This window comes from Microbacterium tumbae (assembly GCF_054780175.1).
This window is the reverse complement of the sequence record NZ_BAAGWV010000003.1, coordinates 586,206-612,574: the sequence shown is the minus strand read 5'-3', so window position 1 is coordinate 612,574 and position 26,369 is coordinate 586,206. Positions and strand designations below refer to the sequence as shown.

Sequence of the window (26,369 nt, the reverse complement as noted above, 5' to 3'; positions counted from 1 at the left end):
TTCGTCATGCCCAGCAACGCTCAGATCGTCGATGTCGACGGACGGCGCCTGCGCCTGACCAATCTCGACAAGGTCCTGTACCCGGAGACGGGGACGACCAAGGGCGAGGTCATCGCCTATTACACCGCGGTCGCGCCGCGGATGCTCCCTCTGCTGGTCGACCGTCCTGCCACGCGCAAGCGCTGGGTCGAGGGCGTCGGCACTGCGGACGATCCCGGCGAGGCCTTCTTCGCCAAGCAGATCGAGCCCGGAGCCCCCGGCTGGGTGCGCCGCAGGCCGATCGACCACTCCGGCGGCGCCAAGGAGTACCCGCTCGTGAACGATCTGCCGACGCTGGTGTGGGTCGCCCAGATCGCGGGCATCGAGCTGCACGTGCCGCAGTGGCGCTTCTCGACGGAGGGCGAGCGGCAGGACCCCGACCGCCTGGTGCTCGATCTGGACCCCGGGCCGGGGGCCGACCTCGCGCAGTGCGCGCATGTGGCCGGTCTCGCGCGGGCGATCCTCACCGACATCGGCCTGGATCCCGTCCCCGTGACGAGCGGCAGCAAGGGCATCCACCTCTACGCCGCGCTCGACGGCCGCTCCTCGAGCGATCAGGTCTCCGCGCTGGCGAAGGAGCTCGCCCGCGCGATCGAGACCGACCATCCGGACATCGCGACCAGCACGATGTCCAGAGCTGCGCGCGGAGGGAAGGTCTTCCTCGACTGGAGTCAGAACAACGGCTCCAAGACCACGATCTCGCCCTACTCGCTGCGCGGCCGCTCGCATCCCACGGTGGCGGCGCCCCGCACCTGGGCCGAGCTCGAGGACGAGGATCTCACCCAGCTCACCTTCCGAGAGGTCCTCGCGCGGATCGAAGCGGGCACCGATCCCGCGCCCGAAGCCCCGGCCTCGAGAGACCTCGCGCCCTATCTCGCCAAGCGCACCGCGTCGAGGACCCCCGAGCCCATGCCCGTGGCCGTCCTGACGCCGTCGCGGAGCGGTCCGCCCCGCTTCGTCGTTCAGGAGCACCACGCGAGGCGCCTGCACTACGACCTCCGGATCGAGCGCGGAGGCGTCCTCGTGAGCTGGGCGGTCCCCAAGGGCATCCCCGATCGCCCTGATCGCAACCATCTCGCCGTGATGACCGAGCCCCACCCGCTGGAATACCTCGAATTCCACGGCGAGATCCCGAAGGGCGAGTACGGCGCCGGCCACATGACGATCTGGGACTCCGGCACCGTCGAGATCGAGAAGTGGCGGGACGACGAGGTCATCGGCACCTTCTCCGGCGCAGGGCCGCTCGGCAGGGTCCGGCTCGCGCTCATCCGGACCTCAGGCTCCGGTGAGAAGTCCTCCTGGCTGCTGCACCGCATGAAGGATGCCGCGCGCCCTCACCCCTCCCGGGAAGCGGACGTCCCCTCCGCCGCCGTGTCGCCCATGCTGGCCGAGACCGGGACCGCCGGCCTCGCGCGGAGCATGCCGGACGCCTGGGCGGAGATCAAATGGGACGGGATCCGGGCGATCGGGACCTGGGCGGACGGACGGATGAGCCTGCGCGCGCGCAGCGGCACGGACATCACAGCGCGATACCCGGAGCTCGCCGCGGACGGAGCCCCGCACCTTCCGGTCGCCGATGCCGTCGTCGACGGCGAGATCGTCGCGCTGGACGCCTCGGGGCGCCCGAGCTTCCATCGGCTGCAGAATCGCATGCATCTCACGAAGCCGCGGGAGATCGAGCGGGAGGTCGTGAGGACTCCCGTCGCCTATCACCTCTTCGATCTGCTGCGCCTCGAGGGCCGCGACCTCAGCCGCGTGCCGCTGCGCGATCGGCGGGCGCTCCTCGAGGCCCTGGTCGAGAGCGCGGAGGGCCCCGTGCTGGCCCCTCCCGTGTTCGACGACGTCGAGGACGCCCTCGCCACGAGCATCGCGCTCGGCCTCGAGGGGATCGTCGTGAAGGACGCCCGTTCGGCCTATCGTGCGGGCGTCCGCTCCGGAACCTGGCTGAAGATCAAGCACACGCGCACCCAGGAGGTCGTGATCGCGGGGATCCGGCCGGGCAAGGGCAACCGAGCCGGCGGCATCGGCTCGCTGCTCCTCGCGGTCCCGGACGCCGGACGCCTGCGCTACGTCGGCCGGGTCGGAACCGGCTTCTCCGATCGGGTCCTCGCCGATCTCCTGAGCCGCCTCGAGCCGCTGCGCACCCCGGACCGCCTGATCGACGGCGTCCCCGACGCGGATGCGAGCGACGCGCAATGGGTGCGGCCGGAGCTCGTCGGCGAGGTCGCCTTCGCGAACTGGACGCCCGACGGCATCCTGCGCCACGCTCGCTGGCGGGGACTCCGCATGGACAAGAGCGCCGGCGAGATCGCCGTCGAATCGTAGCGGCGACCATGCTCACGAGCCGGGCGCGTCAGGCGTGCGTCTGCTCGCACCGGGCGGCGTCGGCCGGCTCGATCTGGAACGTCGAATGCTCCACGTCGAAGTGCTCGGCGAGGCATTCCTGCAGCTGCGCGAGGAGCGCCGCGGAACGTCCCTCCGCGACGAGCTGCGGCGCGACGCTGATGTGCGCGGTGAACACCGGGGCGCCACGGGTGAGCTGCCAGACGTGCACGTCGTGGACGCCGGCGACGCCCGCGATCCCGAGCAGATGCGTGCGGATGTCGGCGACCGTCATGCCCTTCGGCGCCGACTCGGAGAGCACGGAGACGACCTCCCGCAGCAGCGTGACCGCCCGGGGGATGATCATGGCCGCGATGAAGAGCGAGGCGATCGCGTCGGCCGGCATCCATCCCGTCGAGATGATGACGACGGCCGCGACGATGACCGCGGCGGAGCCGATCAGATCGCCGAGCACCTCGAGGTACGCGCCGCGGACGTTGATGCTGGTCTTCTGCGCGGCGCTCAGCAGCCACATCGCCACGCCGTTCGCGAGGAGCCCGACGACGGCGACGACGAGCATGAGAGGCCCCGCGACCTCCCCCTCGGCGGGATCCAGCAGGCGGCCGACGCCCTCGACGGCGACGATCACGGCCAGCACGATGAGGATGATCGCGTTGACGAGCGCGCCGAACACCTCGGCCCGCTGATAGCCGAAGGTCCGGCGGTCGTCGGCGGGGCGGGCGGCGACGATGCTCGCGACGAGCGCGATCACAAGGGCGGAGGCGTCCGTGAACATGTGCGCGGCGTCGGCGAGCAGCGCGAGCGATCCGGTCAGCAGGGCGCCGACCACCTGCACGACCATCACCGTCGCCGTGAGGCACAGCGAGATCGTCAGGAGCCTGCGGCTGCCCGCTCCCCGGATGCCGTGGCCGTGCGCGTGATCGTGCATGCCTCAAGGTTACGAGGGAAATCGCTCGTCAGAGGCGTATTCCCGTACTCGGGAATGGTGACGATTCTCAGGAGCGTTATCGGTCTTCACGCGCGCCTTCAGGGGATCGCCCCGCCGGCTCGCTTCGTGCCTGCGTGCGACGGGGGATGCGGAACAGAGCCCGCGACACGTCCTTACAGCGCGGACAGCAGCGGGATGAGGGCGTGGAAGGCGCGCGCGCGATGCGACTGGGACTGCTTCTCCTCCGCGGTGAGCTCCCCCGCCGTGCGCTCCGTGCCCTCCTGTCCGTCCGGGATGAAGATCGGGTCGTACCCGAAGCCTCCCGCCCCCGCGGCGGCATGCGCCAGCCGGCCGGGCCAGATCCCCTCGACGACGTGCTCGATCCCGTCGGGGCTCACCAGGGCGATGGTCGACGTGAAATGTGCCGTGCGACGCGGGTCCGCGATATCGCGCAGCTGGTCCAGCAGGAGCTCGAGGTTGGCCGCGGCATCCTTCTTCTGCCCCGCCCAGTAGGCCGAGAAGACGCCGGGGGATCCGCCGAGCACATCGACGCAGATGCCGGAGTCGTCGGCGAGGGCGACGAGCCCGGTGTACGACGCCGCGGCACGCGCTTTGATGAGCGCGTTCTCGGCGAAGGTCACACCGTCCTCGACCGGCTCGGGGCCGTCGTAGCCGACGACCTCGAGATCCGGGCGCGTCCGTGCGACGATCTGCCCGAACTCTGCGACCTTGTGCGGGTTGTGGGTGGCCAGGACGACGCGCACGCTCACTCCCCCGCGAGGGCCTTCCGCTGATGCTCCTTCAGGTCCGCGCAGCCGGCGACGCCGAGGTCGAGGAGCGCGTCGAGCTCGCGCTTGTCGAAGGGTGCCCCCTCCGCGGTTCCCTGCACCTCGACGAAGAGGCCGCGCCCGGTGACGACGACGTTCATGTCGGTCTCGGCCCGGACGTCCTCGACGTAGGCGAGATCCAGCATCGGCTCGCCGTCGACGATGCCGACCGAGACGGCGGCCACGGAGTCCAGAAGAGGCGTGGCGTTCTTGCCGATGAACCTCTTCTCCCGCCCCCACTCGATCGCGTCGGCGAGGGCGACATAGGCGCCGGTGATCGCCGCGGTGCGGGTGCCGCCGTCGGCCTGGAGGACGTCGCAGTCGATGACGATCGTGTTCTCGCCGAGCGCCTTGGTGTCGACCACCGCGCGGAGCGCGCGCCCGATGAGGCGGGAGATCTCGTGCGTGCGTCCGCCGATGCGCCCCTTCACGCTCTCGCGGTCGTTGCGGCTGTTCGTCGCCCTGGGCAGCATCGCGTACTCGGCGGTGACCCATCCCTTGCCCTTGCCGGTCAGCCAGCGGGGGACCCCGTTCGTGAAGGATGCCGTGCACAGGACCTTCGTCCCGCCGAAGCTGATGAGCGCCGACCCCTCGGCCTGAGCGCTCCAGCCGCGCTCGATCGTGATCGGACGGAGCTGGTGGACGGCGCGGCCGTCGGCGCGGACGATGTCAGACATGGAGATTCCTTCGTTGGGGGATCGGGCGGTCAGGAGCGAGGGGGAAGATCGATGACACCGGTCTGCACGAGCTGCACGTCCCGGACCTCACGGCCCATCAGGCGGTTCGCGAGCGCGGTGAAGTCGTCGGCGGATGCGCCCGTGGCCTCGTAGGCGTAGGTCGCGACGGCGTCGGGAGGCGCCAGGAGATCGTCCCGCACCAGCTGCCGGTACACGTCCGTGGCCGTCTCATCATCACTCGAGACGAGTGCGACGCCCTCACCCATCACATAGCCGATCGCGCCGCGAAGGAACGGATAGTGGGTGCAGCCGAGGACGAGGGTGTCGACATCCGCCTCCCGCAGCGGGGCGAGGTACTCCTCCGCCGTCGCCAGCACCTCGGGAGTTCCGGTGATTCCCGCCTCGACGAACTCCACGAACCGCGGGCACGCGGCGGCGAACACCTCGAGCCGCTCGTTGACCTCGAGCATGTCCTGATAGGCCCGCGAGCCGATGGTCCCCACCGTGCCGATCACGCCGATGCGCCCGTTGCGCGTCGTGGACACCGCACGCCGGACCGCAGGACCGATCACCTCGACCACCGGGACGTCGTAGCGCTCGCGGGCATCGCGCAGCATGGCGGATGACGCCGTGTTGCAGGCGATCACGAGCATCTTCACGCCCTGGTCCACGAGCGTGTCCAGCACCTCGAGCGAGTAGCGGCGCACGTCCGCGATCGGCTTCGGACCGTACGGCGAATGCGCGGTGTCGCCGATGTAGACGAACGATTCGCGCGGCAGCTGAGCCCGGATCGCACGAGCCACCGTGAGCCCTCCGACGCCGGAGTCGAAGATTCCGATGGGCGCGTCGTTCATGACTCCCCAGCCTACCCTTCGTCTCGCTTCACTTCGCGATGCTCGCTCAGGGCGGCGCCTTCGTCTCGCTTCACCTCGCGATGCTCGCTCAGAGCGGCGCCTTCGTCTCGCTTCACCTCGCGATGCTCGCTCAGGGCGGCGCCTTCGTCTCGCGTCCCTCGCTCGCGGTTCCTGAGCGAGGGACGCAGCGACGAGACGAAGGGCAGGGCGACGGGCGCGAGCACGGCCGTCGTGCCGCCGCGCTCACTATGCTGAGCGCATGACCTCGTCGACGGCGCTTCTGACCGACCGATACGAACTCACGATGCTGAGCGCCGCGCTGCGCGATGGCACCGCCGCGCGGCCCAGCGTCTTCGAGCTGTTCTCCAGACGCCTCTCCGGCGGGCGGCGGTTCGGCGTGGTCGCCGGCACAGGACGTCTCCTGGCCCTGCTTCGAGAGTTCCGCTTCGGCGAGGAAGAGCTGCGGTTCCTGCGCGACAACCGGGTCGTGGACGCCGAGGCGCTGGCCTACCTCGAGAACTATCGCTTCACCGGCTCGATCCGCGGCTATCGCGAAGGAGAGCTGTACTTCCCCGGCTCCCCGATCCTCACGGTCGAGGGCTCCTTCGCCGACGCCGTCGTGCTGGAGACGCTCGCGCTGAGCGTGCTCAACCACGACTCGGCCGTCGCGACGGCCGCCTCCCGGATGAGCATCGCCGCGGGCGAGCGACCACTGGCCGAGATGGGCTCCCGGCGGGCAGCCGAGCGTTCCGCGGTCGCCGCGGCGCGGGCCGCCCACATCGCCGGGTTCGGCTCCACGAGCAATCTCGAGGCCGGCCGACAGTGGGGCATCCCCACGATGGGGACGGCCGCGCACTCCTGGACCCTGCTGCACGAGACCGAGGAGGAGGCGTTCCGCGCCCAGATCGACAGTCTCGGCACCGATACGACTCTGCTGGTCGACACCTACGACATCCGCCGCGGCGTGGAGACGGCGATCAGGGTCGCGGGCACCGGGCTCGGCGGCGTGCGGATCGACTCCGGCGACCTGCCGATCGTCGCCGCCGAGGTGCGCGCCCAGCTCGACGAGCTCGGCGCGAAGGGCACGCGAATCACCGTCACGAGCGATCTGGACGAATACGCGATCGCGGCTCTCGCCGCCTCGCCCGTCGACGCCTACGGGGTGGGGACCTCGGTGGTCACCGGATCCGGGTACCCCACAGCGAGCATGGTCTACAAGCTCGTCGCGAGGCAGGATGCCTCGGGAGCGTGGATCGGCGTCGCCAAGGCCTCTGCCGACAAGGGCTCCCAGGGCGGGCGGAAGGCGGCGTTCCGCACGATCGAGGAGGGCGTCGCCGAAGCCGAGACGATCGTCGTCTCCGAGGGGTTCGAGGCCCTCGACTCCCCCGCCGAGCACCCCGGATCCCGTCCGCTGCAGGTGACGTTCGTCGAAGCCGGCGAGATCGACGCGTCGTACGAAGGACCGGTCGGCACGGCATCCGCACGGGCGCACCACCTCAAGGTGCGCGAGGAACTGCCGGTGCGCGCCCTCGCGCTCAGCAAGTCCGATCCTGCGATCCCGACGGTCTTCGCCGCGGCATCCTGATCCGCGCTGCGCTCACCCCCGGCGAACGGGCTGCGCGGCGAGAGCTCAGCCCACCATCGACTCGTAGATCTCCTTGCAGGTGGGGCAGATCGGGAACTTCTCCGGGTCGCGGCCGGGGGTCCACTTCTTGCCGCACAGCGCGCGCACCGGCTTGCCGGTGATCGCGGACTCGAGGATCTTGTCCTTCTTCACGTAGTGGCTGAAGCGCTCGTGATCGCCCGGCTCGAGATTCTCCTCGCGGAGGAGCTCTTCGAGTTCACGATCAAGCGTTGCCACGCCGCCCTGATCGGGGCTGTCCAGCGGAGTACTCATGCCGTGAGTCTAATCGTCCGGGGCGCACGACGGGCAGGCATCACGCGGTCTCCACGAACTCCATGAGCCGCTGTCCGCCGCGTTCGAAGATCACGCCTCCGATGAGGGCGCCGAGGGCCAGGACGGCCGCACCGGTCCCGATGCCGGCCCAGAACGCAGCCGGCGCGTACTCGTCGCCGTCGATAACGGTCAGAGCGAAGAGCCAGATGGCCGGGATGCCGAGGACCAACGGTCCGAAGAACGCCCACGCCTGGCCGTATGTTCCGCGGGAGGCGGAGCGCTGCGGCTGCTGGAAGGGGCTGTCCCCCGGACGCGAGACCGCATACGGGGCGACGACGGAGACGACGCTCGAAAGCCCGAGGCCGCCGAGGAAGAGGGCGGCGGCGAGTCCGGTGAGCGGCAGGAGCAGGCTCCAGTCGCCGATGAGGGCGAGCGTCGCCGGGATCGCGACCGCCAGCACCGGGACCGCGACGAGCGCGATCGGGACGAGTCGGCCCAGCCTGTCGGGGAGACCGCGGACGCCGCTGGCCACGTGGGTCCAGAACGCGGTGGAGTCGTAGGCGATGTCGTTGTGCGGCAGCCATCCGAAGAACAGCGCCATGACCGGCACCGGCACGAGGACCGCGACGTCGAAGGGCACGCCGGCGATCAGGAGCGGGAAGACGGTGAGGACACCGGCGATCGGGACCACGATGATGTTCACGATGTACCGGCGATCGCGCAGCCAGTACACGAGGCTCCGCGCCGCGATCGCGCCGAAGGGCGTAGACGGCAGCAGGGCGAACCAGCCGAGACCATGACGCTCGCGCGCGGCGACCGGTCGCTCGGTCGTGGTGAGCAGGCGCCGCACGATCCAGGTCCAGAGCGCGGCGATCAGCGCGACGGTCGCAGCCGCGACTATGCCGCTCAGCCATGCGCCCGCGGAGTCGCCGGCCGCGATGGCGAAGACGAGGCCGGGTCCGGCGGCGAAAGGCGTCGCCCCGGCGATGGCCGTCGCGGTGTCGACGGCGGCCGGCACTCCCCCGCGGCCCTGCCATTCCAGGGACGCCAGGAAGATCGCGACGGGGAAGGCGACCACCACGACGAGAAGGGCGAACACGGCGGTGAGCTCCCTCGACCGCCGCTCCGGGAGCCAGAGCGCGTTCATGGCCATGCCGATCCTGGCGGCGACGACGGTGCAGAGCAGGCTGACGGCCCCCGCGAGCACGGCGACGGGCCAAGGCGTTCCCAGCCGCACCGCGACGATCGTGCCGCAGACCGTGAGCGCGGCGAGCGCCAGCGTGGGGACGCTCACCAGAGACGCGATCGCGAGCACCCATGGCATCCGCCGCTCGTCGACGCCGAACACGGCGAAGCGGCGCGGATCGAGCTGGTCAGCGGCGCCGACCAGCACAGGGCCGACGAGGAACGCGAGGAAGATCGCCGCGGCGCCGAGGACGAGCACGGCGCGGGCGACCGCCGTCTCGACGTCGGCGAGGCTCAGCACCGCCGAGCAGGCGACGACGGTCGCGGCGACGACGAGGACGAGGCCGACGACGGTGCGCGCGACGCGGGTTCCGCGGAGGGATCCGAGCAGCAGCGCGAACCTCAGTCGGAGAACGTGTGCAACCACTCGAGCCCCTCCACCTCGCCCGCCGAGCCGGCGAGCTCGACGAACCGCGATTCGAGCGTCTGCCCCGCACGCACCTCGTCGACGGTGCCCTCTGCGAGCACCTCGCCGTCGACGATGATCGCGACGCGCGAGCACACCCGCTCGACGAGGTCCATGCCGTGGCTGGACAGGATCACCGTCCCGCCGTGGGCGACATAGGCGCGCAGGATGTCGAGGATCACCCCGGAGGAGACCGGGTCGACCGCCTCGAAAGGCTCGTCCAGCACGAGCACGCGCGGCGAATGGATCATGGCGCCGGCGAGCATCAGCTTCTTGGTCATGCCTGCCGAGTAGTCCGAGACCACCCGGCTCAGCGCATCACCGAGGTCAAACGCGCGGGCGAGGTCGCCGGATCGCTTCTCGATGACCTCGGCGCTCAGCCCGCGCAGCAGCCCGTAGTAGTGCAGAAGCTGCCGGCCGGTGAGCCGGTCGAAGGTGCGGAGCCGGTCGGGCAGCACGCCCATGACCCGCTTGGCGGCGAGCGGTTCCGCCGCCTGGTCGATGCCGGAGACGTGCACCGTCCCGGCGTCAGGACGCAGCAGCCCTGCGATGATCGACAGAGTGGTCGTCTTGCCGGCGCCGTTGGGGCCGACGATCCCGTAGAAGGACCCGGCGGGGACGGTGAGATCGACTCCGTTGACGGCGCGATGGTCGCCGAATTCCTTGACGAGTCCTCGTACGCGGAGCGCGTCCGCTCCGGATGCGGACTCGACGTCTTCGAAGGCCTCGGACGCCTGGCTCGTGGAGACGCCGGGATCCGGCTCCTCACCCGCCGTCGCCTCCCCCGGAAGGGGCTCCTCCGCGGGGGCCTCTTCGGAGGGCGCCTCCTCGGCCTCGGCGAGCGGCCCTCCCACCACGAGGGCTTCGTCTGCCGGCGCCTCGCCCGCAGGGGCTTCCCGGGCGGCCTCGACCTGGCCGGGCAGCACCGCAGGAACCTCGTCGTATGCGGACTCCTCCGCGACGGGGACGGCGGTCTCGTCGTCCCGCCCCTTCTCCACGGCCGTGTCGCCTTCCGTCCGCGCCGCGACGACGTCGAGAGTCGGAGCCGCGGCATCCGCGGCCACCTCGCGCTGAGGAGCGGCCGTCCGCTTCGCGGCGGGCTTGCGCGCCGCGGTGCCGTTCGCCGCGGGGCGCTTCGTCGCCGGACTCTTGGCCGCAGGACGCTTCGCGGCCGCACGCGCACGGGCCGGACTCTTCGCGGCGCCCGACTCCTTGCCCGCTTCGGTCGGACTCGCGGCATCTGCGGCCGCCGCGCTCTCCGCGGCCGCCTTCTCCGCAGCCGCCTTGGCTGCCGCGGTCTTGGCCGCCGTCGTCTTGGCCGCGCTCCTCGCCGCGGTCGACTTCGCCGCCGCGGTCTTACCGGCCGCGGTCCGCGCCGCCGCCGACTTCACCGCAGCAGTCCGCGCAGCGGAAGAAGCGGTCGTGCTCCTGGCCGCGGAGGTCTTCGACGCGGCATCCGTGCGCGCCTTGACCGCGGCCTTCTTGGCGGCCGCGGTCGACGCGGCTGGCCGGACGGTGCGCGGCGCCTTCGCCTGCGCCGACGGCTCAGCCGGCCCTGTCGGCCATGCAGCGGCCGCCTCATCGACCTGGTCGGCTGGTTCGTCAGGGGAAGGAGTCACCGTCTAACGGTATCAACGGGGCAGGACATTCCCATGCCCGGAAGCAACAATCGATGCAGATCACTGGCGTCTTCGCCCCCCACCTGGATAATGGGTGTGTACTCCATCACGAATTGGCAACGTCGAGGGGATGGCACGGGCCGTTCCCAGGGGCCATCGCTAGCATGAATTCGGCACGAAGAGGTGTCTGGCCGGTGAACCGGCCGTGAACACAGATTCTTTAGGAGCTTTCGTGACTCTTCAGACCGTCATCCTCGCAGCCGGTATGGGCTCGCGTCTCGGCCGCGCCCTCCCCAAGCCGCTCACCGAGCTCGGCGACGGCCGGACCATCATGCAGCAGCAGCACGAGAACATCCGGGCGGCGTTCGGCCGCGAGGCGCGCATCACGACCGTCGTCGGCTACCGTGCCGAGACGATCATCGAGGCTTTCCCGCATGTCAACTACGTGCACAACGAGCGCTACGACGAGACCAACACCTCGAAGAGCCTGCTGCGCGCCCTCGGCGCCACCGGCCGCAGCGGTGTGCTGTGGATGAACGGCGACGTCGTCTTCGATCCGCGCATCCTCGGCCGTGCGATCGAGTTCATCGAGCGCGACCAGTCGTTCGTGACCGTCAACACCTCGAAGGTCAGCGACGAGGAGGTGAAGTACACGGTCACGGCCGAGGGCTTCATCGACGAGCTCTCCAAGACGGTGAAGGGCGGTCTCGGCGAGGCCGTCGGCATCAACTACATCTCGTCCACGAGCAAGAAGCCCTTCATGCGGCAGCTGCAGCGCGTCGACGACCAGGACTACTTCGAGCGGGGCCTCGAACTCGCCATCGCCGAGGACGGGCTGCTGCTCGAGCCGATGGACGTCTCCGACCTGTACGCGGTCGAGGTGGACTTCGCCGAGGACCTGGAGCGCGCGAACCTCTACGTCTGACGGCGACGCGCCGAAGCGTTCGAGAGCCCGACCCACCCGCAGGGCCGGGCTCTCGGCGTTCTCGCGGCATCCGTCCATAGGATCGGGGCATGGCCGCCAAGGTTCATAGGATCCATTCCCTTCCAGACGACTCCCCCTGGGACGGGGGCGTCCCTCCGGTGGGCTCGACGGAGCATCCCTTCGCGGTACGCAGCCTCGATCGGGTGCTGGCGATCCAGCGTCCGCTGGTCCTGGCGCACATCCGCAGCATCCGACTGCGCCACCCGGAGGCGACGCCGGATCAGATCGTGCGGATGCTGGAGCGCCGGTATCTCGCCGCCGTGACCACCGGCGGCGCCGCTGTCGGAGCGACGGCCGTGATCCCCGGGATCACGACGGGAGTCACGCTCGCGCTCTCCGGCGTCGAGACGATCGGCTTCGTGGAGTCCACAGCCCTGTTCGCGCAGTCCGTGGCGGAGGTGCACGGCATCGCCATCGAGAATCCCGACCGGGCGCGAGCACTCGTGATGACGCTCATGCTCGGCAAGGAGGGCGTCGACCTGGTCGCGCAGCTCGCCGGTCAGGCCGCAGGACGAGGAACGGCGCGTCCGGCGTACTGGGGCGAACTGGTGACGAAGTCCCTGCCTCGCGCGGCGGTCGGACCGCTGGTGGATCGTCTGAAGACCATGTTCATCAAGCATTTCGCCGCGGCGGGAGGCGCATCGTTCATCGGCAAGGCGCTGCCGTTCGGCATCGGAGCGGCCGTCGGCGGCGCCGGCAACAACATCCTGGGGCGACGCGTGCTGGTGACGGCGCGGCGCGCCTTCGGCACGGCTCCGGCGGTGCTGCCGGAGGAGCTCGAACCCGTGCCGGGCGCGGAGAGGCTGGAGACGAGGGCGATGCGGGGAGCCCGGCTCGCCGGGAACGCGATCGCCGACGCCGCGGCCACGACGGCGCGCGGCGTCGGCTGGGCGGGCAGACGGATGACGGAGGTCGGACGGAGGCGGCACGCGGATGCGGCGATCGACGCGGCCGGCGACCCGGAGGACCCTTCGGCGTCCGAGAGGGCCTCCATGCCAGAGCGCTGATTCTGCACAGCAGATGAGTTATCCACCGTTACGGTGATCGACAGCCTCTGAGAGGATCCGGTGTCCGCGGGCGTCCATACCGTCGCAGGCATGTTGAGACCCATCGATCCCGCAGAGCTCCTGCCGTCGGCCGCATATCGCGTTCCCTGGCGGATCGATCGCACGGACGACGCCCATCCCGGAGTGATCAACGAGAGCCGCCACCCGGCCGACTTCGTCCGCATCTTCCATTCCGACGATGCGCGCGGCGAACGCACTCAGCTCTGGGGGCAGGTGCTGCCGCAAGAGCGCATCGAGCTGTGCCTGTGCGCCGCCGACCTGGACGATGTCGTGGTGAGCATCGCCTGGTTCCGCCAGGCGGACGGCCTCGAGTACGTCTGGCGCTTCGTCGTATGAGCCGCCGGGGAGCCGGAGCGGCGACAGGTCACGTTCGCCGAGCCATGACGAGCGCGCTAGCGACCCGTCTGTTCGCCGGCTCGCCGCCGCAGCTCCCGCCGGAAGTCCGCCTCCGAATAGGGCTTGAGGTTCTCCGGGAGGTCGGCGGCGGTGAGCCCGTGCACGAACGTCTCCGGCTTCACGTCGAGCGCGGTCGCGAGCTGGATGATCACGAAGAGCGTGGGGTTGCCCTCGCCCGACTCGATCCTGGCGAGATGCGAGACGTCCATGTCCGCTCTCTCCGCGAGCCGCACACGGGGAATGCCCGCCTTCGCCCGGAGTTCCCGGATGAGCAGCCCGATGTGTTCGGATGCGCGGGAGCGGGGCGTTTTCATCCATCCAGCATCCAAGCACGGGGATCAAACGGTAATCGTTTTCATGCGCAGGCTTTTACACCTGTTCTTGTAAACCCTGCGTCGCCCGGGACGGGCGATCAGCCCAGATGCCGCTCCAGCCGGTCGAGCAGACCGCGACTGCCCTCTTCTCTCCCCTTGCCGTCGGCGTGGAACCGGTCGAGGAAGACGCCGTGCTCGATGTGGGTGAACAGCGTCCCGCGATCGGTCGGCTCGAATTCCAGGGACGCCACCGACGTGGACATGTGCACGCCATCGAGCCACATGTCGTAGGTCGTGACGATGCGGACGTGTTCGACGATGTCCGTGTACGTGGCCGCATACCGCGATACGGGGCCGTCGTGGAACGCCCCCTCGGCGACGTCGTGGCCTCCGACTCTGAAGTCGAAGGCCCATTCCCCCGAATCCCAGGCGTCGTCATCGCCGAACCACGCCCGTTTCTGCTGCTCCTCGGCGAACGCGCTCCAGACCTGCTCGACGGGATGCGGATACTCCCTGGTCAGCTCGAAGCCGGCGTGGGCGAGTCGTCTCTCGACGGTCATGGCAGATCCTTCCGCGTGAAGACGACATGGATGACGCCGCTCTCGGCAACCTCCGAGCTCACGTCGTGGGTCAGCTCCAGACCGCGCAGGTCGTCCCACAGCCGCTCGCCCCTGCCGAACAGGATCGGGGAGACGGCGAGGTGCAGCCTGTCGACCAGCCCTGCGCGCAGGAAGGCGACCGCCGTGCCCACGCCGCCGCCGATCCTGACGTCCAGGCCACCGGCGGCCTCCTTCGCCTCGGCGAGCACCTCTTCGATCGGAGCCGCACGGAAATGGAAGACGGTCCCGCCCTGCATCGGGATCGAGGCACGGGGAGCGGTATGGGTGAGGACGTAGACCGGAGTGCCGAACGGCGGCTCTTCGCCCCACCACCCGCGCCACTCCGGATCGTCGGGGAAGGCGTGCAGGCCGAACATGCCCGCGCCCATGACCTCGGCGCCGACGCCTTCGAAGTACGCCTGCGCGTGCTTCTCGTCGATGCCGCCCGTCCCACCGCCCGTCGTGTCGCCCAGGACGCGCCGGCGGAACGTCCTGGTCGCGACGTAGTCCGCTGTGAGTCGCCCCCAGTCCTCCCCCATCGGATTCTCCGGAGTCTGGTCGGCCGTCGTCGCGAAGCCGTCGAGCGAGATCATCATGTCGATGCGCACGCGTGTCATGTCAGTTTCCCTTCGGGGTGATACCGGTCAAGTGGATGCCGAGCCGATCGGCCTGATGTTCTGCGGGCGTCCGCTGCTCGCCGAGCCACAGGTGCAGGACGTCGAGCGCGCCGGGTCGCAGGCTCACGGTACGGACGCGTCCATGCTTCTCGGAGATGATCAGCCCCGCCTTCTCGAGCACGCCGAGGTGCTGCATGAGCGAGGGCAGGGTCATCTCGAAAGGCGCGGCCAGCTCGGACACGACGGCCGGGGAGATCGCCAGTCGTTCCACGACGGCTCGGCGCGTGGGGTCCGCGAGAGCGCGGAGCACGGTGTCGAGCTCGTCGTAATACTTAGGCATATACTTAAGTATTACGACGGCGAGCATCGATGTCAAACGTCGCCCTCCGGCCTGTGCGAGCACGACGCGACGCGCCCCGCACACAGGAGAAAGGCGCCGACTCGCCGGTGGGTCTCCGCCAAAGGATCGGCCACCCCGTTGTGGTGAGCATCCAACGGTCCCGCCCACCGCGACGCTAGGGTGGAATCCGTGACGGAAAAGCCCGAGCTCTTGACCACCGCCAGCCGAATCGCCGACCTGCGAGCCCGCTACGACGAGGCCGTCGTGGACGCCGAGGCGAAGGCGAAGGAGAAGCAGCACGCGAAGGGCAAGATGACCGCCCGCGAGCGCATCGAGCTCCTCGTCGACCCCGGCAGCTTCGTGGAGTTCGACGAGTACGTGCGTCATCGCACGACGGCCTTCGGCATGGATCGCAATCGCCCGTACGGCGACTCCGTCGTGACGGGGATCGGCACGATCCACGGCCGGACGGTCGCCGTCTACTCGCAGGACTTCACCACCTTCGGAGGCTCCCTCGGCGAGGTCTCCGGCGACAAGATCATCAAGATCATGGAGTTCGCCCTCACCGGCGGCATGCCCATCGTCGGCATCCTGGACTCCGGCGGCGCCCGCATTCAGGAGGGCGTCCTCGCGCTCAGCAAGTACGGCGAGATCTTCCGGCTGAACACTCGCTCCTCGGGCGTGATCCCGCAGATCTCGATCATCATGGGCCCCGCTGCCGGCGGTGCGGTCTACGGCCCGGCCCTCACCGACTTCGTCATCATGGTCGACAAGACCAGTCAGATGTTCGTCACCGGCCCCGATGTCATCAAGACGGTCACCGGCGAGGACGTCGGCATGGAGGAGCTCGGCGGCGCCCTCACCCACAACACCCGCTCGGGCGTGGCGCACTACCTGGCGGAGGACGAGGACGACGCGATCGACTACGCCCGGACCCTCCTCGGCTTCCTCCCGGACAACAACATGGCCGAGATCCCCGGCTACGCGAGCGGCTTCGAATGGGAGACCACGGACGCCGACCGCACCCTGAACGCGATCATCCCGGATTCGCCCAACCAGCCTTACGACATCCACACCGTCATCGAGCACGTCGTGGATGCCGGGGACTTCATCGAGGTCCAGCCGCTGTTCGCGCCCAACATCGTCATCGGCTTCGGCCGAGTGGAGGGTCGCTCGGTCGGGATCATCGCGAACCAGCCCTCCCAGATGGCCGGAACGCTGAACATCGAGGCCGGCGAGAAGGCCAGCCGCTTCGTGCGCTTCTGCGATGCCTTCTCCATCCCGATCGTCACGCTCGTGGACGTCCCCGGGTACCTGCCGGGTACGGATCAGGAATGGACAGGCGTCATCCGCCGCGGCGCGAAGCTCATCTACGCCTACGCCGAGGCCACGGTGCCGCTCGTCACCGTCATCCTGCGCAAGGCCTACGGGGGGGCGTACATCGTGATGGGCTCGAAGCAGCTCGGCGCCGACGTCAACCTCGCCTGGCCGACGGCGGAGATCGCGGTTATGGGCGGTCAGGGCGCCGTCAACATCCTGTACCGCGGCGAGATCCGCAAAGCCGAGGAGGCCGGCGAGGACGTCGCCGCCGTCCGCACGCGACTCGCGAACGAGTACACCTACAGCGTCACCAGCCCGTTCCTGGCCGCAGAGCGCGGTGAGATCGACGGGGTCATCGAACCGGCGAACACCCGCGTCTCCATCGCGAAGGCACTGCGGGCGCTGCGGGGCAAGCGCGCCGACCTGCCGCCCAAGAAGCACGGGAACATCCCGCTGTGATCGAGCAGCCGCAGCCGTCGGATCCGGGGAACGAGCGGCCACCGACGATCGAGATCACCCGCGGAAGCGCCACGGAGGAGGAGCTCGCGGCGCTGATCGCCGTCGTGAGCGACGCCTATACGCGCGAGGCCGCGGACGCCGTGATCGATGAGCCGCACATCTCCGCCTGGCAGCGCACGCGACGACCGCTGCGCGCGCCGCTGCGCCGCGACATCCCCTGGGGGCGATTCGCGGGCTGAGCCCGCTCGGCGCGGGAATGCGTTTCGACTCGTCGCTGCGCTCCTCGCTCAACGAACGGGCAGGAACCGGCCGCTGCGCTCCTCGCTCGACGAACGGGGAGGGCACGGATCGCTGCGCTCCCCACTCGACGAACGAGGAAGGAGCCAGCCGCCGCGCTCCCCACTCGACGAACGAGGAAGGAACCAGCCACCGCGCTCCCCACTCGACGAACGAGGAAGGAACCAGCCACCGCGCTCCCCACTCGACGAACGAGGAAGGAACCAGCCACCGCGCTCCCCACTCGACGAACGAGGAAGGAGCCAGCCACCGCGCTCCCCACTCGACGAACGAGGAGGGAACCGGCGTTCAGCGGGCGAGAACGGGGCCGCGGAAGCGCAGCGTCACGAGCTGGAAGGCGCGCAGTCCCAGATCGACGGCCGACCCCGTTACGCCGCGGACCGCCGAGCGCTCGATCTCCCGTTCGAGGAGGTCGGTCTCGATCACGGTGTCCCAGCCGAAAGCGGTCGACAGCGTGCCCTCCGCCCGGCCGCCATGCGCCTCGTACAGCCGCACGATCACATCGCCGCTGCGATCCTCGGCGAGCTTGACCGCCTCCACGACGACGGCGTCCGAGGAGGACGTCACGAGAGGCGCGGCAGGCGCCGCGCCGGTCAGCGCCCGTACCGGCAGGTTCAGACGGTACCCGTCGCGCACGGCATCCGCGATCTCCGCGTCCGGACGGATGCTGACGCGGAACGTGTGCTCGCCCTGATCCGCTTCCGGGTCGGGGAACAGCGGTGCGCGCAGCAGAGACAGCCGCACGATCGTCGCCGCTCCTCCGCCGTCGCGCGCGGTCCGGGTGATGTCGTGTCCATAGGTGGCGTCGTTGGCGATGGCGACCCCGAAACCGGGCTCGCCGACGTGCACCCAGCGGTGCGCGACCGTCTCGAACCGTGCGGCGTCCCAGGACGTGTTCGCGTGCGTCGGACGGTGCACGTGGCCGAACTGGATCTCGCTCGTCGCCCGCTCGGCGTGCACGTCGAGCGGGAAGGCCAGCTTCAGCAGCTTCTGCCGCTCATGCCAGTCCACCGTCGTCTCGATGTCCAGCCCGCGCGCGTCCGCGGCGAGGGTGAGGGTCTGCGTGATCCGCGATGCCCCCCATTCGCGGATCACGCAGACGACTGCGGCCGTCGGATCCTCGACGACCTCGACGGACACGGCGTCCGTCAGGTCGACGACGTGCCGTCGATAGTGCTCGTCGATGTCCCAGGCGTCCCACTGGGTGGGTGTGTCCCGATGCAGCTGCAGGAGGTTCGCCGTCCTCCCCGGCGCGATCGCCTCTCGCCCGGAGGCGCGGGAGACGAGTGACGTGATCAAGCCGGCATCGTCGAGCACCACGCGGAGATGCTCGTTGGAGAGCTCGAGTCCGCGAGGCGTGCGCACCGCGGCGGCCACGGCCGTTCCGCCCGGCTCGGCGACGGCGAGCCCTGAGGCCTCCGCTCCCCCCACTGCGAAAGGTCCGGCGTTCGCGACGAGCGGCACCGCCCCGGAACCGGCGACGGTCGCCAGCGCCTGGGCGATGATGCGCTCCGCGACGTCGAGGACCTCCGCATAGCGCCGCTCCGCCTCGCGGTGCACCCACGCGATGGAGCTGCCGGGGAGGATGTCGTGGAACTGCTGGAGCAGCACGGTCTCCCACGCCGCCTCCAGCTCGTCGTAGGGGTACGGCGCGCCGCGCAGCGCGGCGGCGGCGGCCCACAGCTCGGCCTCGCGCAGGGCGTGCTCGCTGCGGCGGTTGCCCTGCTTGGTGCGTGCCTGCGAGGTGTACGTGCCCCGGTGGAACTCGAGGTACAGCTCGCCCGTCCACACCGGCGGGTTCTCGTACTCGGCCTCCGCCGTCTCGAAGAACAGGCGGGGACTCGACAGGGTCACCGTCGGAGAGCCCTCCAGCGAGCGCAGCCTCGCTGCGGCCGCGGCCATCTCGCGGTTGGGTCCTCCTCCCCCGTCGCCGTAGCCGAACGGCACCAGGGAGGTGTTCGCACCGCCCTTGTCGAGGAACTGCCGCTCGGCCCTGGCCAGCTCCTCGCCGGACAGCACGGAGTTGTACGTGTCGACGGGCGGGAAGTGCGTGAAGATCCGCGTGCCGTCCAGCCCCTCCCACCAGAAGGTGTGGTGGGGCATCGTGTTGGTCTCGTTCCAGGACAGCTTCTGCGTCAGCATCCATCGCGAGCCGGCCGCACGCGCGATCTGCGGGAGTGCGGCGGTGTAGCCGAAGGAGTCCGGCAGCCAGACGTCCAGCGGCTCGACGCCGAACTCCTCCAGGAAGAAGCGCTTGCCGCGCACGAACTGCCGCGCAAGCGCCTCGCCGCCCGGGAGGTTCGTGTCCGATTCGACCCACATGCCGCCGGCGGGCACGAAGCGTCCGGCGGCGATCGCCGCCTTCATGCGCTCGTAGAGCTCCGGCTGGAACTGCTTCATCCAGGCGTACTGCTGCGCAGAGGACGCCGTGAAGACGACGTCCTCGTCCTCCTGCTGCAGCGACAGCACGTTCGAGAACGTCCTGGCCACCTTGCGCTGCGTCTCCCGCACCGGCCACAGCCATGCGGAGTCGATGTGCGCGTGGCCGACGGCGTGCACGCGGTGGGCGGAGGCGGATGCCGGAGACGCGAGCACCGTCGCGAGGGCCTCGCGCCCCTCCGCCGCCGTGCCGGCGACGTCGTCCGGATCGATGACGTCGACCATGCGCTCCAGCGCGCGCAGGACCCCGGCACGCCGCGGGGTGTCGCCCAGCTGCTCGATGAGCGACACCAGGACCGCGGCATCCTGCACCAGCTCCCACACCGTGAGGTTCCGCTGGACGACGTCCGCCCTGCGCATCACGTAGAGAGGCTCGTCGCCGGCCGTGTCCCATTCGCCCAGGCGCGTCGGCCGGAAGTCGCGGAAGCCCTCCCCCACGTCAGGGTTCGCCGCGGCCTCCAGGTACAGATCGATCGGATCGCCCGGCTCGCCGTCGAGGGGGACGTAGGCGTTCCTCGGCTCGATCGCCTTGACGATCGAGCCGTCGGCGCGGTACACCGTGCCCTCCGCCTGGAAGCCCGGTCCTGCGGGGCTGAACCCCAGATCGAGCAGCAGTTCCGCGCTGTGCCCCTCGACCCGCTCCGGCACGGTCCCGGTGACGTGCATCCACACGGTGCCCCATGCCCGCCCCCACGGCGTTCCGACAGCGAACGACGCATATTCCTGCGCCACCGCCTCCGCGAACGGGACCGGCTCCCCGGGGACGGTCCACGCCTGCAGCCGCAGCGGAACGGGCGCCGTGTGAATCGCCGGGAGCAGCCGTTCCCCGATGAAGCGACGGATGCGAGCCTCGATGAGCTCGGTATGTGAATGCATCAGGGCATGCTCCTGGGAGAAGGGGAAGTGCCCAAATACTAAATCGAGTGGAATAAATCTGTCAAGGCGTCACGCGGGCTCGTCCGCCGCATCGAGCAGAAGCGAGGAAGGGCGGGGGGAGAGCACATCGGCGAGAACGACGCACGCCGCGCCGACAGCTCCGACGTCGTCGCCCACCACCGTTCCCGACACCGGAACGGTGCGTACGGCCCTGATGGCGCTCTGGGCGTCCACCAGCTCCGGCAGCACCCGGAGGTAGGTCTCGGACAGCCGGCTCCAGAAGGGTCCGCCGATCACCACTCGATCGACGTCCAAGAGGTTCGTGAGGGCCGAGATCAGCACCGAGAAGTGTCTGGCCGAGAGATCGAGGACGCCCTGCGCGCCGGCATCGCCGCCCGCCGCGCGCTCGCAGAGCTCGAGCAGTCTTTCGTCCACGGATTCGGGATCGCTCCCGATGCGGTCGTCGGCGAAGACTCCTGACCGTTCGGCGCGCTCGACGATCGCCTGGGGCGAGCACGACACCTCGACGCAGCCCCTCTTGCCGCAGACGCAGGGCAGGCCGTCCGGGTCGACCATGATGTGGCCGACCTCGCCGACGTTGCGGGAGACTCCGCGGACGACCTCGCCGTCGCGGACGATCGCCGCCCCGATGCCGATCCCGATGTACAGGAACAGCAGCGAGACGTCCGCGCGGTCCTCCCCGGTCCACAGCTCCGCGAACGCCGCGGCAGTCGTGTCCTTCTCCAGCACGACCGGGAGCCCTGTCGCCTCGGCCAGCGCCTCCCGCAGCGGGACGCGATGCCATTCGCGCAGCTTCGGCGGGTCGATGACGGTGCCGTGCGCGGCGTCCAGCGGCCCTGGAGCCGCGACTCCGACGCCGGAGATCGTCGAGCGGTCGACCCCTGCGCCCGCGATGAGCTCGTCGATCGCATCCGCCATGGCGCCGACCACCCGCCGTGGATCGTTCGCGGGCGTCCTCCGGGAGAGCCGGGCGACGACCGCGCCCGCGAGATCCAGCAGGACGATCGTGATCAGGGCCGGGTCGAGATGGATGCCGATGGACAGACGGCTCCTCGGGACGAGACGCAGAGTCGTGCGCGGCTTGCCGGGGCCGTTGATCGTGCGACCCGCCTCCTCGATCACGCCGTCGTCGAGCAGGCGGCGGGTGATGTTCGTCACCGTCTGGGCGGAGAGTCCCGTGGCGTCGACGAGCTCGATCCTGCTGAGCCCCTCCCCCGAGCGACGGATCGCCTCCAGCACGACGGACTGGTTGAAATCCCCCATCCTGGGGAGATTCGTCCCTCGCCGGAGCACGCTCATCGCTCCATCATGACCCACTCGGCTTGTCCCCCGAAATACCTACAGACAAGCTTCCCGACCTCGGCGAGACTTATCAGGACGCTACGCGTTCGGCCGGTCGTTCTGTCCCAGGGTAGACAGACGAAAGACCGGCCCTTCAGCGGACAGTTTTCGGGTAACTGCTCCGCGCATGGCGAGGGGCGGGCGGCTTCGCCGCCCCTCGCCCTTTCCCTTCCACCCCCGGCCCCTCCTCCCCCGGCCGGGGATGGACCACGTCATGTTCCGGACGCCGCGCGCGGTATCTCATGCCACAGCGCGACCGAGTCCTCGTCTGAGGAGTCGCCGGCTCCGGAACGCCCCACCACGGTGACGGCGATCCTCGGATCCCGTGCGGCACGGATGATGACACGCCCCGACTCCGCCGTGGTGAGCACTGCCGCGAGCTCGTCGCGGATATCCGCCCGCCTGGTCTCGTCGACGTCGTCCAGGCCGCCCTCGTCGAACACGGTGACCGCGACCCCTCGGCGCCTGGCGCCCTCGATCGCCGCGCGCACCGCGTCGTTGAGCAGGCTCGCTCCGCGGAGCTCGTCGCGCAGCCGTCCCTCGGCGAGCCTGGCCTGCAGCCTCTCGTCCGAGGTGAGCATGCCATGGGCGGCGACCGTCCGGCTCAGCACGGGACCGGCCACGGCGAGCGCGTACTGCGCGCGCATCCGTCGCTCGCGCTGCCGCACCTGCTGGGTCGCATGCCACGCGGACACCGCCCGCTGGATGCCGGCCAGACGCTCCGTGTCGCGCACGGCCCTGTCCCAGAACAGCACGAGCAGCTGCGCGACGACCACCCACATGATCGATCCGACCAGGCCGAGCTGCAGCGCGACCGCCGGACCGAGGAACCAGGATGACCCCGCCGCCAGCACCGCGAGCACGCTCCAGCCCGTGATGAACCTCCTGCGCACGACGCAGATCGCTGCGAGGAGCCCGATCGCCCCGATGTACCACGTGGCGAACGGCGCGGTGCGCTCACCCGCATCCATCGACAGGCTGGCCAGCACGGGGACGGCGGCCGCGGCGGCGAGCGCCGCGACCACGGAGGCGAGCGGAGCGCGCGCCGCTTCGCGCGTACCGAGCAGGACGACGAGCAGCACGGCGCCGAGGTAGAGGACGATCGAGGCGACCATGAGCACCGGCACCGCAGGGATCTCGATCCACCACACGGCGCGAGCGGCGAAGTACAGCGAGAAGCCGAGGGCCAGCGACGTCACGACTCCTCGCACGCTGCGGTTCATTCGCGTTCCCAGCCGAGTTCCACGGTGGTGCCGGTGTCGTCGGAGGAGATCCGCGCCGTGCCGGCGACCGCCGCCATCCGGGCCATGATCGACGCGCGGATGCCGAGCCGGTCCTCGTCCACCGCGTCCAGGTCGAATCCCCCTCCGGCGTCCATCACCGTCACCGTCACGCCCTCGTCGCCGTGCCCATCCGCGACGATGTGCAGTCCGCGGCCGTGCGCATGGGTGACCGCGTTCCCGATCGCCTGGCGCGCGGCGAGCACGAGGGCGCGCGCCGCGCGCCCAGGGATGAGCCCGATGCCGCCGCGCTCCTCCACGACCGCATCCGCCCCGAACTCGGAGAGCGAGCGACGCAGCTCCGCGACGATCTGCGCCAGCCCGACAGGATCGTCCGTGCCCTCCTCGAGCACGGCCGCCTCGGTGTTCGCCAGGCGTGTCAGCGCCTCGCGGGCCATCCCCACGGCGAGATCGCGCGCGCGGGGGCTCTCCGCGCGCTCGGCGGCGATGAGAGCCGCGAGGACGCTGTCGTGCATGAGCGCGGCGACCGCGACACGCTCCTGCTCCGCGGCCGCAGCGGCCGCGGCCGTCGCATAGGCCGCCACCGCCCGGCCCCTCACATCGTCGACGCCGGATGCGACGGAGCGGAACATCCATCCGAGCGAGATGAGCACGAGGCCAAGGATGATCGTGAAGGAGACGTCGAACGCCGTCGTGATCCAGAAGTCGCGCGAGAAGTCGCCCTGCATCAGGCGGACCACGCCGTAGACGAGCGGCACGCCGACCGCCCAGACGTACTGCACGCGCGACGAGAACGCGAGCAGGGCGGCGATGGAGCCGACGTTGACGAGGAAGAAGATCCACGGCTGCTCGTTCGCGACGCGATCGGCGGGGTCGACGACGAACGGCCAGGCGACGAGCGCTCCGACGTACAGGAACGCGAAGGATGCCGCCGCGGTGCGCACGCCCCGTCCGATGACGCACGCGATCAGCATGGCCAGCAGCGGCACGAACACGACGACGAGCATGGCGATGTGCGCGGCATCCACGATCGTGATCGTCGTGAGGGCGGCCAGCAGCGCCTGCGTCCCCGTCACGAGCGAGCCGATGGCGACCACGGTGTGCAGGATGCGCTCCATGCGCTTGCCGGTGAAGCGCTCGTACTCGCTCTCCACCGAACCCGGCGACGGGATCTGGCTCCATGCGTCGCGGATGCTGAGCGTCTCAGCGGCCACTCGAGGTTCCGTCCGGCGCGACGAGTCCGTCCTCCATCGCCCGGCGCAGGAGATCCACCTTCGTGGGTGCAGGGCGCCCCACCTCGACGTACTTCACCCGGATGCGCGTGATGTTCTCCTTGGCCGTGGAGTACGCCACCCCGAGCCGTTCGGCGACCACCTTCAGCGGAAGGCCCGTGGCATACAGCCGCAGGACCTCGCGCTCGCGGACGGACAGCTGCGCATCGGCGAAGGCGCGGTCCCCCTCGACGGCGCTCGCCCATTCGACGTTGTTGAGCGCCTCTCCTCTCGCGACCGTGCGGATCGCGTCGAGCACCTCGTCGAGGGCGGAGGACTTGCTGATGACTCCCGCAGCGCCGGCCGACAGCGCCTCGCGCACCGCGGCAGGACGATCGGCGACGCTGTGGATCACGACGCTCGCCCCGTCCGCGACCAGCGCGGAGACGTTCTCCGTGACGGTCGTGCCGTCCCCGAGGGTGAGGTCCAGGACGACGACGTCGGCCGGAGCGGCGCGCGTCGACATCCGCCAGGCGAGGTAGGAGCTCACCGTGCTGCCGGAGAACACGACCGACTGCCGGCCGTCGCGCTCGCACGCCGCCTCGAGCCCGAGGCGGACGGACTCGTGATCGTCGATGAGTGCGACCCTGCTCATCCGGCAAGCCTATCGACCCGCGCGAGCGGATTCATCGCGTCAGCAATGCGACGACCTCGAAATGGTGGGTGTGCGGGAACAGATCGAAGGCCCGGATCTGCTCCGCCTGCCATCCCAGGGCCCGAAACGTTCCGAGATCCCGCGCGAACGCCACGGGATCGCAGGCGACGTAGACGATCGCGTCCGGGCCGAGGCCGGCGATCGCCTCCACGACCTCGCGACCCGCACCCGCGCGGGGAGGGTCGAGCACGATGGCGCCGATCGACGCGGCAGGGTCGAGACGCGCCGCCGCCGGCGGCCGGCGGCGGCGAGGACGGGCACCGTGCGGCGGGCGCCCTGGGATGCCGAGGAAGCGGTCGACCCTGGCCGTGACCGCCGTGACCTCGAGCGGCGCGAGGTTCTGCGCCGCGTGCGCCGTGGCGCGACGATCGGACTCGACGGTGATGATGTCCTTCGCTCCGAGGCCGGCGAGCGTCGTCGCGAACAGGCCGACGCCGCCGTACAGATCCAGGTGCGTGGCCCGGGGATCGACGCGTCCGGTCAGCAGCTCCCTCACTGCGCCGTCGAGGGTCGCCGCCGCCCGGGGATGGACCTGCCAGAAACCGCCGGCGTCGAGGGTGAAGGAGCGTTCGCCGACCCTCTCGGTGATGAGACCCGCATCGGGGCGCGCTCCGGCATCGGGGCGGCGCAGCACCCGGACGTCGCCGTCGGCCGGCTCCACCAGCTCGACGCTGCCCGGTGCCGCCGCGCCCAGCAGGGCGGCGGCCTCGGCGATGGCCGGCGTCGCCAGCGGGTGCGAGGTCACCGGGATCACCCGATGGCTGCGCGCCGCGAACGGGCCGACAGCGCCTTCAGCGTCGACGTGCAGCGTCACGCGGGTCCGCCATCCCCTGCCGTCCGAGTCGTCCACGCCGCGTACCACCGGCGTCTCGACGCCGCCTCCCGCGAACCTCTCCAGCGCCTCGCCGAGCACCTGACGCTTCAACGCCCTCTGGTGCGCGAGGTCGATATGTCCCAGGTCGGCGCCTCCGACGCGATCCTCCGGAGCGCGGGACGCATCGGCCTCCGGCCAGATGTGCGCGCGGCGATGCGGGGAGGCCTCGAGCACCTCGACAGTGTCGGCCCGCCAGAACCGGCGGGCGTCCGCTGCGGCATCCGCGCCCTGATCCCGCAGTCGCGCCCGCACCCGCTCACCGGGGATCGCGTCGGAGACGAAGACGACGCGCCCTTCGTGCCGCGCCACGGAGATGCCGCCGTGGGCGATTCCCGTGATGTCGAGGTCGAGCAGATCGTCGGCGGGAGGGGTCATCCATCCAGGATCCCATGTCCGCGCTCCGCCGGAGCCCCTCGATCGCG

Annotated in this window: 25 protein-coding genes; 8 read left to right on the top strand and 17 right to left on the bottom strand. The window is 70.4% G+C overall.

All coding sequences use genetic code 11. The features are described from left to right. Window positions 1-6 precede the first annotated feature (6 nt). Window positions 7-2,364: an ATP-dependent DNA ligase gene (locus ACYVGQ_RS14640; protein WP_460785386.1), complete on the top strand. Its 2,358-nt coding sequence runs from the start codon at window positions 7-9 to the stop codon at window positions 2,362-2,364. Window positions 2,365-2,392: 28 nt separating this feature from the next. Here ACYVGQ_RS14640 and ACYVGQ_RS14635 read toward each other — a convergent pair whose 3' ends face one another. The 4 genes from ACYVGQ_RS14635 to murI all read right to left on the bottom strand — a co-directional run bounded on the left by ACYVGQ_RS14635 (window position 2,393) and on the right by murI (window position 5,668). Beyond that, a complete protein-coding gene (locus tag ACYVGQ_RS14635; RefSeq protein WP_460785385.1) occupies window positions 2,393-3,310 on the bottom strand; it encodes a cation diffusion facilitator family transporter in 918 nt (305 codons plus the stop codon). A gap of 173 nt (window positions 3,311-3,483) precedes the next feature. Beyond that, window positions 3,484-4,080, bottom strand: coding sequence for an RdgB/HAM1 family non-canonical purine NTP pyrophosphatase (gene rdgB / locus ACYVGQ_RS14630; protein ID WP_460785384.1), 597 nt, complete (start codon window positions 4,078-4,080; stop codon window positions 3,484-3,486). Beyond that, a complete protein-coding gene (rph, locus tag ACYVGQ_RS14625) occupies window positions 4,077-4,814 on the bottom strand; it encodes a ribonuclease PH (protein ID WP_460785383.1) in 738 nt (245 codons plus the stop codon). The genes rdgB and rph overlap by 4 nt, the downstream gene beginning before the upstream one ends. A gap of 29 nt (window positions 4,815-4,843) precedes the next feature. Continuing rightward, on the bottom strand, window positions 4,844-5,668 hold the full coding sequence (gene murI / locus ACYVGQ_RS14620; RefSeq protein ID WP_460785382.1) for a glutamate racemase: 825 nt from the start codon (window positions 5,666-5,668) through the stop codon (window positions 4,844-4,846). 38 nt (window positions 5,669-5,706) lie between these two features. Here murI and ACYVGQ_RS14615 point away from each other — a divergent pair, with 38 nt between their 5' ends. Both ACYVGQ_RS14615 and ACYVGQ_RS14610 read left to right on the top strand, forming a co-directional pair. After that, a complete protein-coding gene (locus ACYVGQ_RS14615; protein ID WP_460785381.1) occupies window positions 5,707-5,931 on the top strand; it encodes a hypothetical protein in 225 nt (74 codons plus the stop codon). Then, on the top strand, window positions 5,928-7,253 hold the full coding sequence (locus ACYVGQ_RS14610; RefSeq protein WP_460785380.1) for a nicotinate phosphoribosyltransferase: 1,326 nt from the start codon (window positions 5,928-5,930) through the stop codon (window positions 7,251-7,253). The genes ACYVGQ_RS14615 and ACYVGQ_RS14610 overlap by 4 nt, the downstream gene beginning before the upstream one ends. A gap of 45 nt (window positions 7,254-7,298) precedes the next feature. Here ACYVGQ_RS14610 and ACYVGQ_RS14605 read toward each other — a convergent pair whose 3' ends face one another. The 3 genes from ACYVGQ_RS14605 to ACYVGQ_RS14595 are packed head-to-tail and all read right to left on the bottom strand — an operon-like array spanning window position 7,299 to window position 10,835. Then, entirely contained in the window at window positions 7,299-7,565 is a 267-nt protein-coding gene (locus tag ACYVGQ_RS14605; protein ID WP_028503536.1) for a DUF3039 domain-containing protein, read from the bottom strand. A gap of 40 nt (window positions 7,566-7,605) precedes the next feature. Then, window positions 7,606-9,177, bottom strand: coding sequence for a hypothetical protein (locus tag ACYVGQ_RS14600; RefSeq protein WP_460785379.1), 1,572 nt, complete (start codon window positions 9,175-9,177; stop codon window positions 7,606-7,608). Then, a complete protein-coding gene (locus tag ACYVGQ_RS14595) occupies window positions 9,153-10,835 on the bottom strand; it encodes an ABC transporter ATP-binding protein (RefSeq protein WP_460785378.1) in 1,683 nt (560 codons plus the stop codon). The genes ACYVGQ_RS14600 and ACYVGQ_RS14595 overlap by 25 nt, the downstream gene beginning before the upstream one ends. A gap of 232 nt (window positions 10,836-11,067) precedes the next feature. Here ACYVGQ_RS14595 and ACYVGQ_RS14590 point away from each other — a divergent pair, with 232 nt between their 5' ends. From ACYVGQ_RS14590 to ACYVGQ_RS14580, 3 genes are all read left to right on the top strand, one after another. After that, on the top strand, window positions 11,068-11,760 hold the full coding sequence (locus ACYVGQ_RS14590) for a phosphocholine cytidylyltransferase family protein (RefSeq protein ID WP_460785377.1): 693 nt from the start codon (window positions 11,068-11,070) through the stop codon (window positions 11,758-11,760). 89 nt (window positions 11,761-11,849) lie between these two features. Beyond that, window positions 11,850-12,827, top strand: coding sequence for a hypothetical protein (locus ACYVGQ_RS14585; RefSeq protein WP_460785376.1), 978 nt, complete (start codon window positions 11,850-11,852; stop codon window positions 12,825-12,827). Window positions 12,828-12,917: 90 nt separating this feature from the next. Continuing rightward, window positions 12,918-13,223, top strand: a complete 306-nt coding sequence (locus ACYVGQ_RS14580; protein WP_460785375.1) for a hypothetical protein — start codon at window positions 12,918-12,920, stop codon at window positions 13,221-13,223. A gap of 56 nt (window positions 13,224-13,279) precedes the next feature. Here the strand turns inward: ACYVGQ_RS14580 and ACYVGQ_RS14575 are convergent, their stop codons facing one another. The 4 genes from ACYVGQ_RS14575 to ACYVGQ_RS14560 all read right to left on the bottom strand — a co-directional run bounded on the left by ACYVGQ_RS14575 (window position 13,280) and on the right by ACYVGQ_RS14560 (window position 15,153). Next, window positions 13,280-13,597 carry a helix-turn-helix domain-containing protein gene (locus tag ACYVGQ_RS14575; protein ID WP_460785374.1) on the bottom strand — a complete coding sequence of 106 codons (318 nt, stop codon included), beginning with the start codon at window positions 13,595-13,597 and terminating at the stop codon, window positions 13,280-13,282. 98 nt (window positions 13,598-13,695) lie between these two features. Next, on the bottom strand, window positions 13,696-14,157 hold the full coding sequence (locus ACYVGQ_RS14570; RefSeq protein ID WP_460785373.1) for an SRPBCC domain-containing protein: 462 nt from the start codon (window positions 14,155-14,157) through the stop codon (window positions 13,696-13,698). Continuing rightward, window positions 14,154-14,813, bottom strand: coding sequence for a dihydrofolate reductase family protein (locus ACYVGQ_RS14565; protein ID WP_460785372.1), 660 nt, complete (start codon window positions 14,811-14,813; stop codon window positions 14,154-14,156). Before ACYVGQ_RS14565 ends, ACYVGQ_RS14570 begins: the two co-directional genes overlap by 4 nt. A gap of 1 nt (window position 14,814) precedes the next feature. Beyond that, on the bottom strand, window positions 14,815-15,153 hold the full coding sequence (locus ACYVGQ_RS14560) for an ArsR/SmtB family transcription factor (protein ID WP_460785371.1): 339 nt from the start codon (window positions 15,151-15,153) through the stop codon (window positions 14,815-14,817). 189 nt (window positions 15,154-15,342) lie between these two features. Here ACYVGQ_RS14560 and ACYVGQ_RS14555 point away from each other — a divergent pair, with 189 nt between their 5' ends. Together ACYVGQ_RS14555 and ACYVGQ_RS14550 are read left to right on the top strand one after the other, a co-directional pair. After that, entirely contained in the window at window positions 15,343-16,932 is a 1,590-nt protein-coding gene (locus tag ACYVGQ_RS14555; protein ID WP_460785370.1) for an acyl-CoA carboxylase subunit beta, read from the top strand. After that, on the top strand, window positions 16,929-17,171 hold the full coding sequence (locus ACYVGQ_RS14550; RefSeq protein ID WP_460785369.1) for an acyl-CoA carboxylase subunit epsilon: 243 nt from the start codon (window positions 16,929-16,931) through the stop codon (window positions 17,169-17,171). Before ACYVGQ_RS14555 ends, ACYVGQ_RS14550 begins: the two co-directional genes overlap by 4 nt. Before the next feature lie 346 nt (window positions 17,172-17,517). Here ACYVGQ_RS14550 and ACYVGQ_RS14545 read toward each other — a convergent pair whose 3' ends face one another. The 6 genes from ACYVGQ_RS14545 to ACYVGQ_RS14520 form a co-directional block, all read right to left on the bottom strand. Beyond that, entirely contained in the window at window positions 17,518-20,544 is a 3,027-nt protein-coding gene (locus ACYVGQ_RS14545; RefSeq protein WP_460785368.1) for an alpha-mannosidase, read from the bottom strand. A 69-nt stretch (window positions 20,545-20,613) separates the two neighbouring features. Then, window positions 20,614-21,864, bottom strand: a complete 1,251-nt coding sequence (locus ACYVGQ_RS14540) for an ROK family transcriptional regulator (RefSeq protein ID WP_460785367.1) — start codon at window positions 21,862-21,864, stop codon at window positions 20,614-20,616. 254 nt (window positions 21,865-22,118) lie between these two features. Then, a complete protein-coding gene (locus tag ACYVGQ_RS14535) occupies window positions 22,119-23,105 on the bottom strand; it encodes a hypothetical protein (RefSeq protein ID WP_460785366.1) in 987 nt (328 codons plus the stop codon). A 20-nt stretch (window positions 23,106-23,125) separates the two neighbouring features. Beyond that, window positions 23,126-24,361: a sensor histidine kinase gene (locus tag ACYVGQ_RS14530; protein WP_460785365.1), complete on the bottom strand. Its 1,236-nt coding sequence runs from the start codon at window positions 24,359-24,361 to the stop codon at window positions 23,126-23,128. After that, entirely contained in the window at window positions 24,351-25,013 is a 663-nt protein-coding gene (locus ACYVGQ_RS14525; RefSeq protein ID WP_460785364.1) for a response regulator transcription factor, read from the bottom strand. Before ACYVGQ_RS14525 ends, ACYVGQ_RS14530 begins: the two co-directional genes overlap by 11 nt. A gap of 31 nt (window positions 25,014-25,044) precedes the next feature. Continuing rightward, on the bottom strand, window positions 25,045-26,322 hold the full coding sequence (locus tag ACYVGQ_RS14520) for a class I SAM-dependent RNA methyltransferase (protein ID WP_460785363.1): 1,278 nt from the start codon (window positions 26,320-26,322) through the stop codon (window positions 25,045-25,047). Between the last annotated feature and the right edge of the window lie 47 nt (window positions 26,323-26,369).

Bases quoted from the DNA above. Each gene is read 5' to 3' on its own strand.
- ACYVGQ_RS14635 (WP_460785385.1), bottom strand. From the start codon at position 3,310: ATGCACGATCACGCGCACGGCCACGGCATCCGGGGAGCGGGCAGCCGC.
- ACYVGQ_RS14580 (WP_460785375.1), top strand. From the start codon at position 12,918: ATGTTGAGACCCATCGATCCCGCAGAGCTCCTGCCGTCGGCCGCATAT.
- ACYVGQ_RS14560 (WP_460785371.1), bottom strand. From the start codon at position 15,153: ATGCCTAAGTATTACGACGAGCTCGACACCGTGCTCCGCGCTCTCGCG.
- ACYVGQ_RS14545 (WP_460785368.1), bottom strand. From the start codon at position 20,544: ATGCATTCACATACCGAGCTCATCGAGGCTCGCATCCGTCGCTTCATC.
- ACYVGQ_RS14525 (WP_460785364.1), bottom strand. From the start codon at position 25,013: ATGAGCAGGGTCGCACTCATCGACGATCACGAGTCCGTCCGCCTCGGG.
- ACYVGQ_RS14570 (WP_460785373.1), bottom strand. From the start codon at position 14,157: ATGACCGTCGAGAGACGACTCGCCCACGCCGGCTTCGAGCTGACCAGG.
- ACYVGQ_RS14575 (WP_460785374.1), bottom strand. From the start codon at position 13,597: ATGAAAACGCCCCGCTCCCGCGCATCCGAACACATCGGGCTGCTCATC.
- ACYVGQ_RS14520 (WP_460785363.1), bottom strand. From the start codon at position 26,322: ATGACCCCTCCCGCCGACGATCTGCTCGACCTCGACATCACGGGAATC.
- rph (WP_460785383.1), bottom strand. From the start codon at position 4,814: ATGTCTGACATCGTCCGCGCCGACGGCCGCGCCGTCCACCAGCTCCGT.
- ACYVGQ_RS14565 (WP_460785372.1), bottom strand. From the start codon at position 14,813: ATGACACGCGTGCGCATCGACATGATGATCTCGCTCGACGGCTTCGCG.
- ACYVGQ_RS14610 (WP_460785380.1), top strand. From the start codon at position 5,928: ATGACCTCGTCGACGGCGCTTCTGACCGACCGATACGAACTCACGATG.
- ACYVGQ_RS14640 (WP_460785386.1), top strand. From the start codon at position 7: ATGCCCAGCAACGCTCAGATCGTCGATGTCGACGGACGGCGCCTGCGC.
- ACYVGQ_RS14615 (WP_460785381.1), top strand. From the start codon at position 5,707: ATGCTCGCTCAGGGCGGCGCCTTCGTCTCGCTTCACCTCGCGATGCTC.
- ACYVGQ_RS14540 (WP_460785367.1), bottom strand. From the start codon at position 21,864: ATGAGCGTGCTCCGGCGAGGGACGAATCTCCCCAGGATGGGGGATTTC.
- ACYVGQ_RS14605 (WP_028503536.1), bottom strand. From the start codon at position 7,565: ATGAGTACTCCGCTGGACAGCCCCGATCAGGGCGGCGTGGCAACGCTT.
- ACYVGQ_RS14585 (WP_460785376.1), top strand. From the start codon at position 11,850: ATGGCCGCCAAGGTTCATAGGATCCATTCCCTTCCAGACGACTCCCCC.
- murI (WP_460785382.1), bottom strand. From the start codon at position 5,668: ATGAACGACGCGCCCATCGGAATCTTCGACTCCGGCGTCGGAGGGCTC.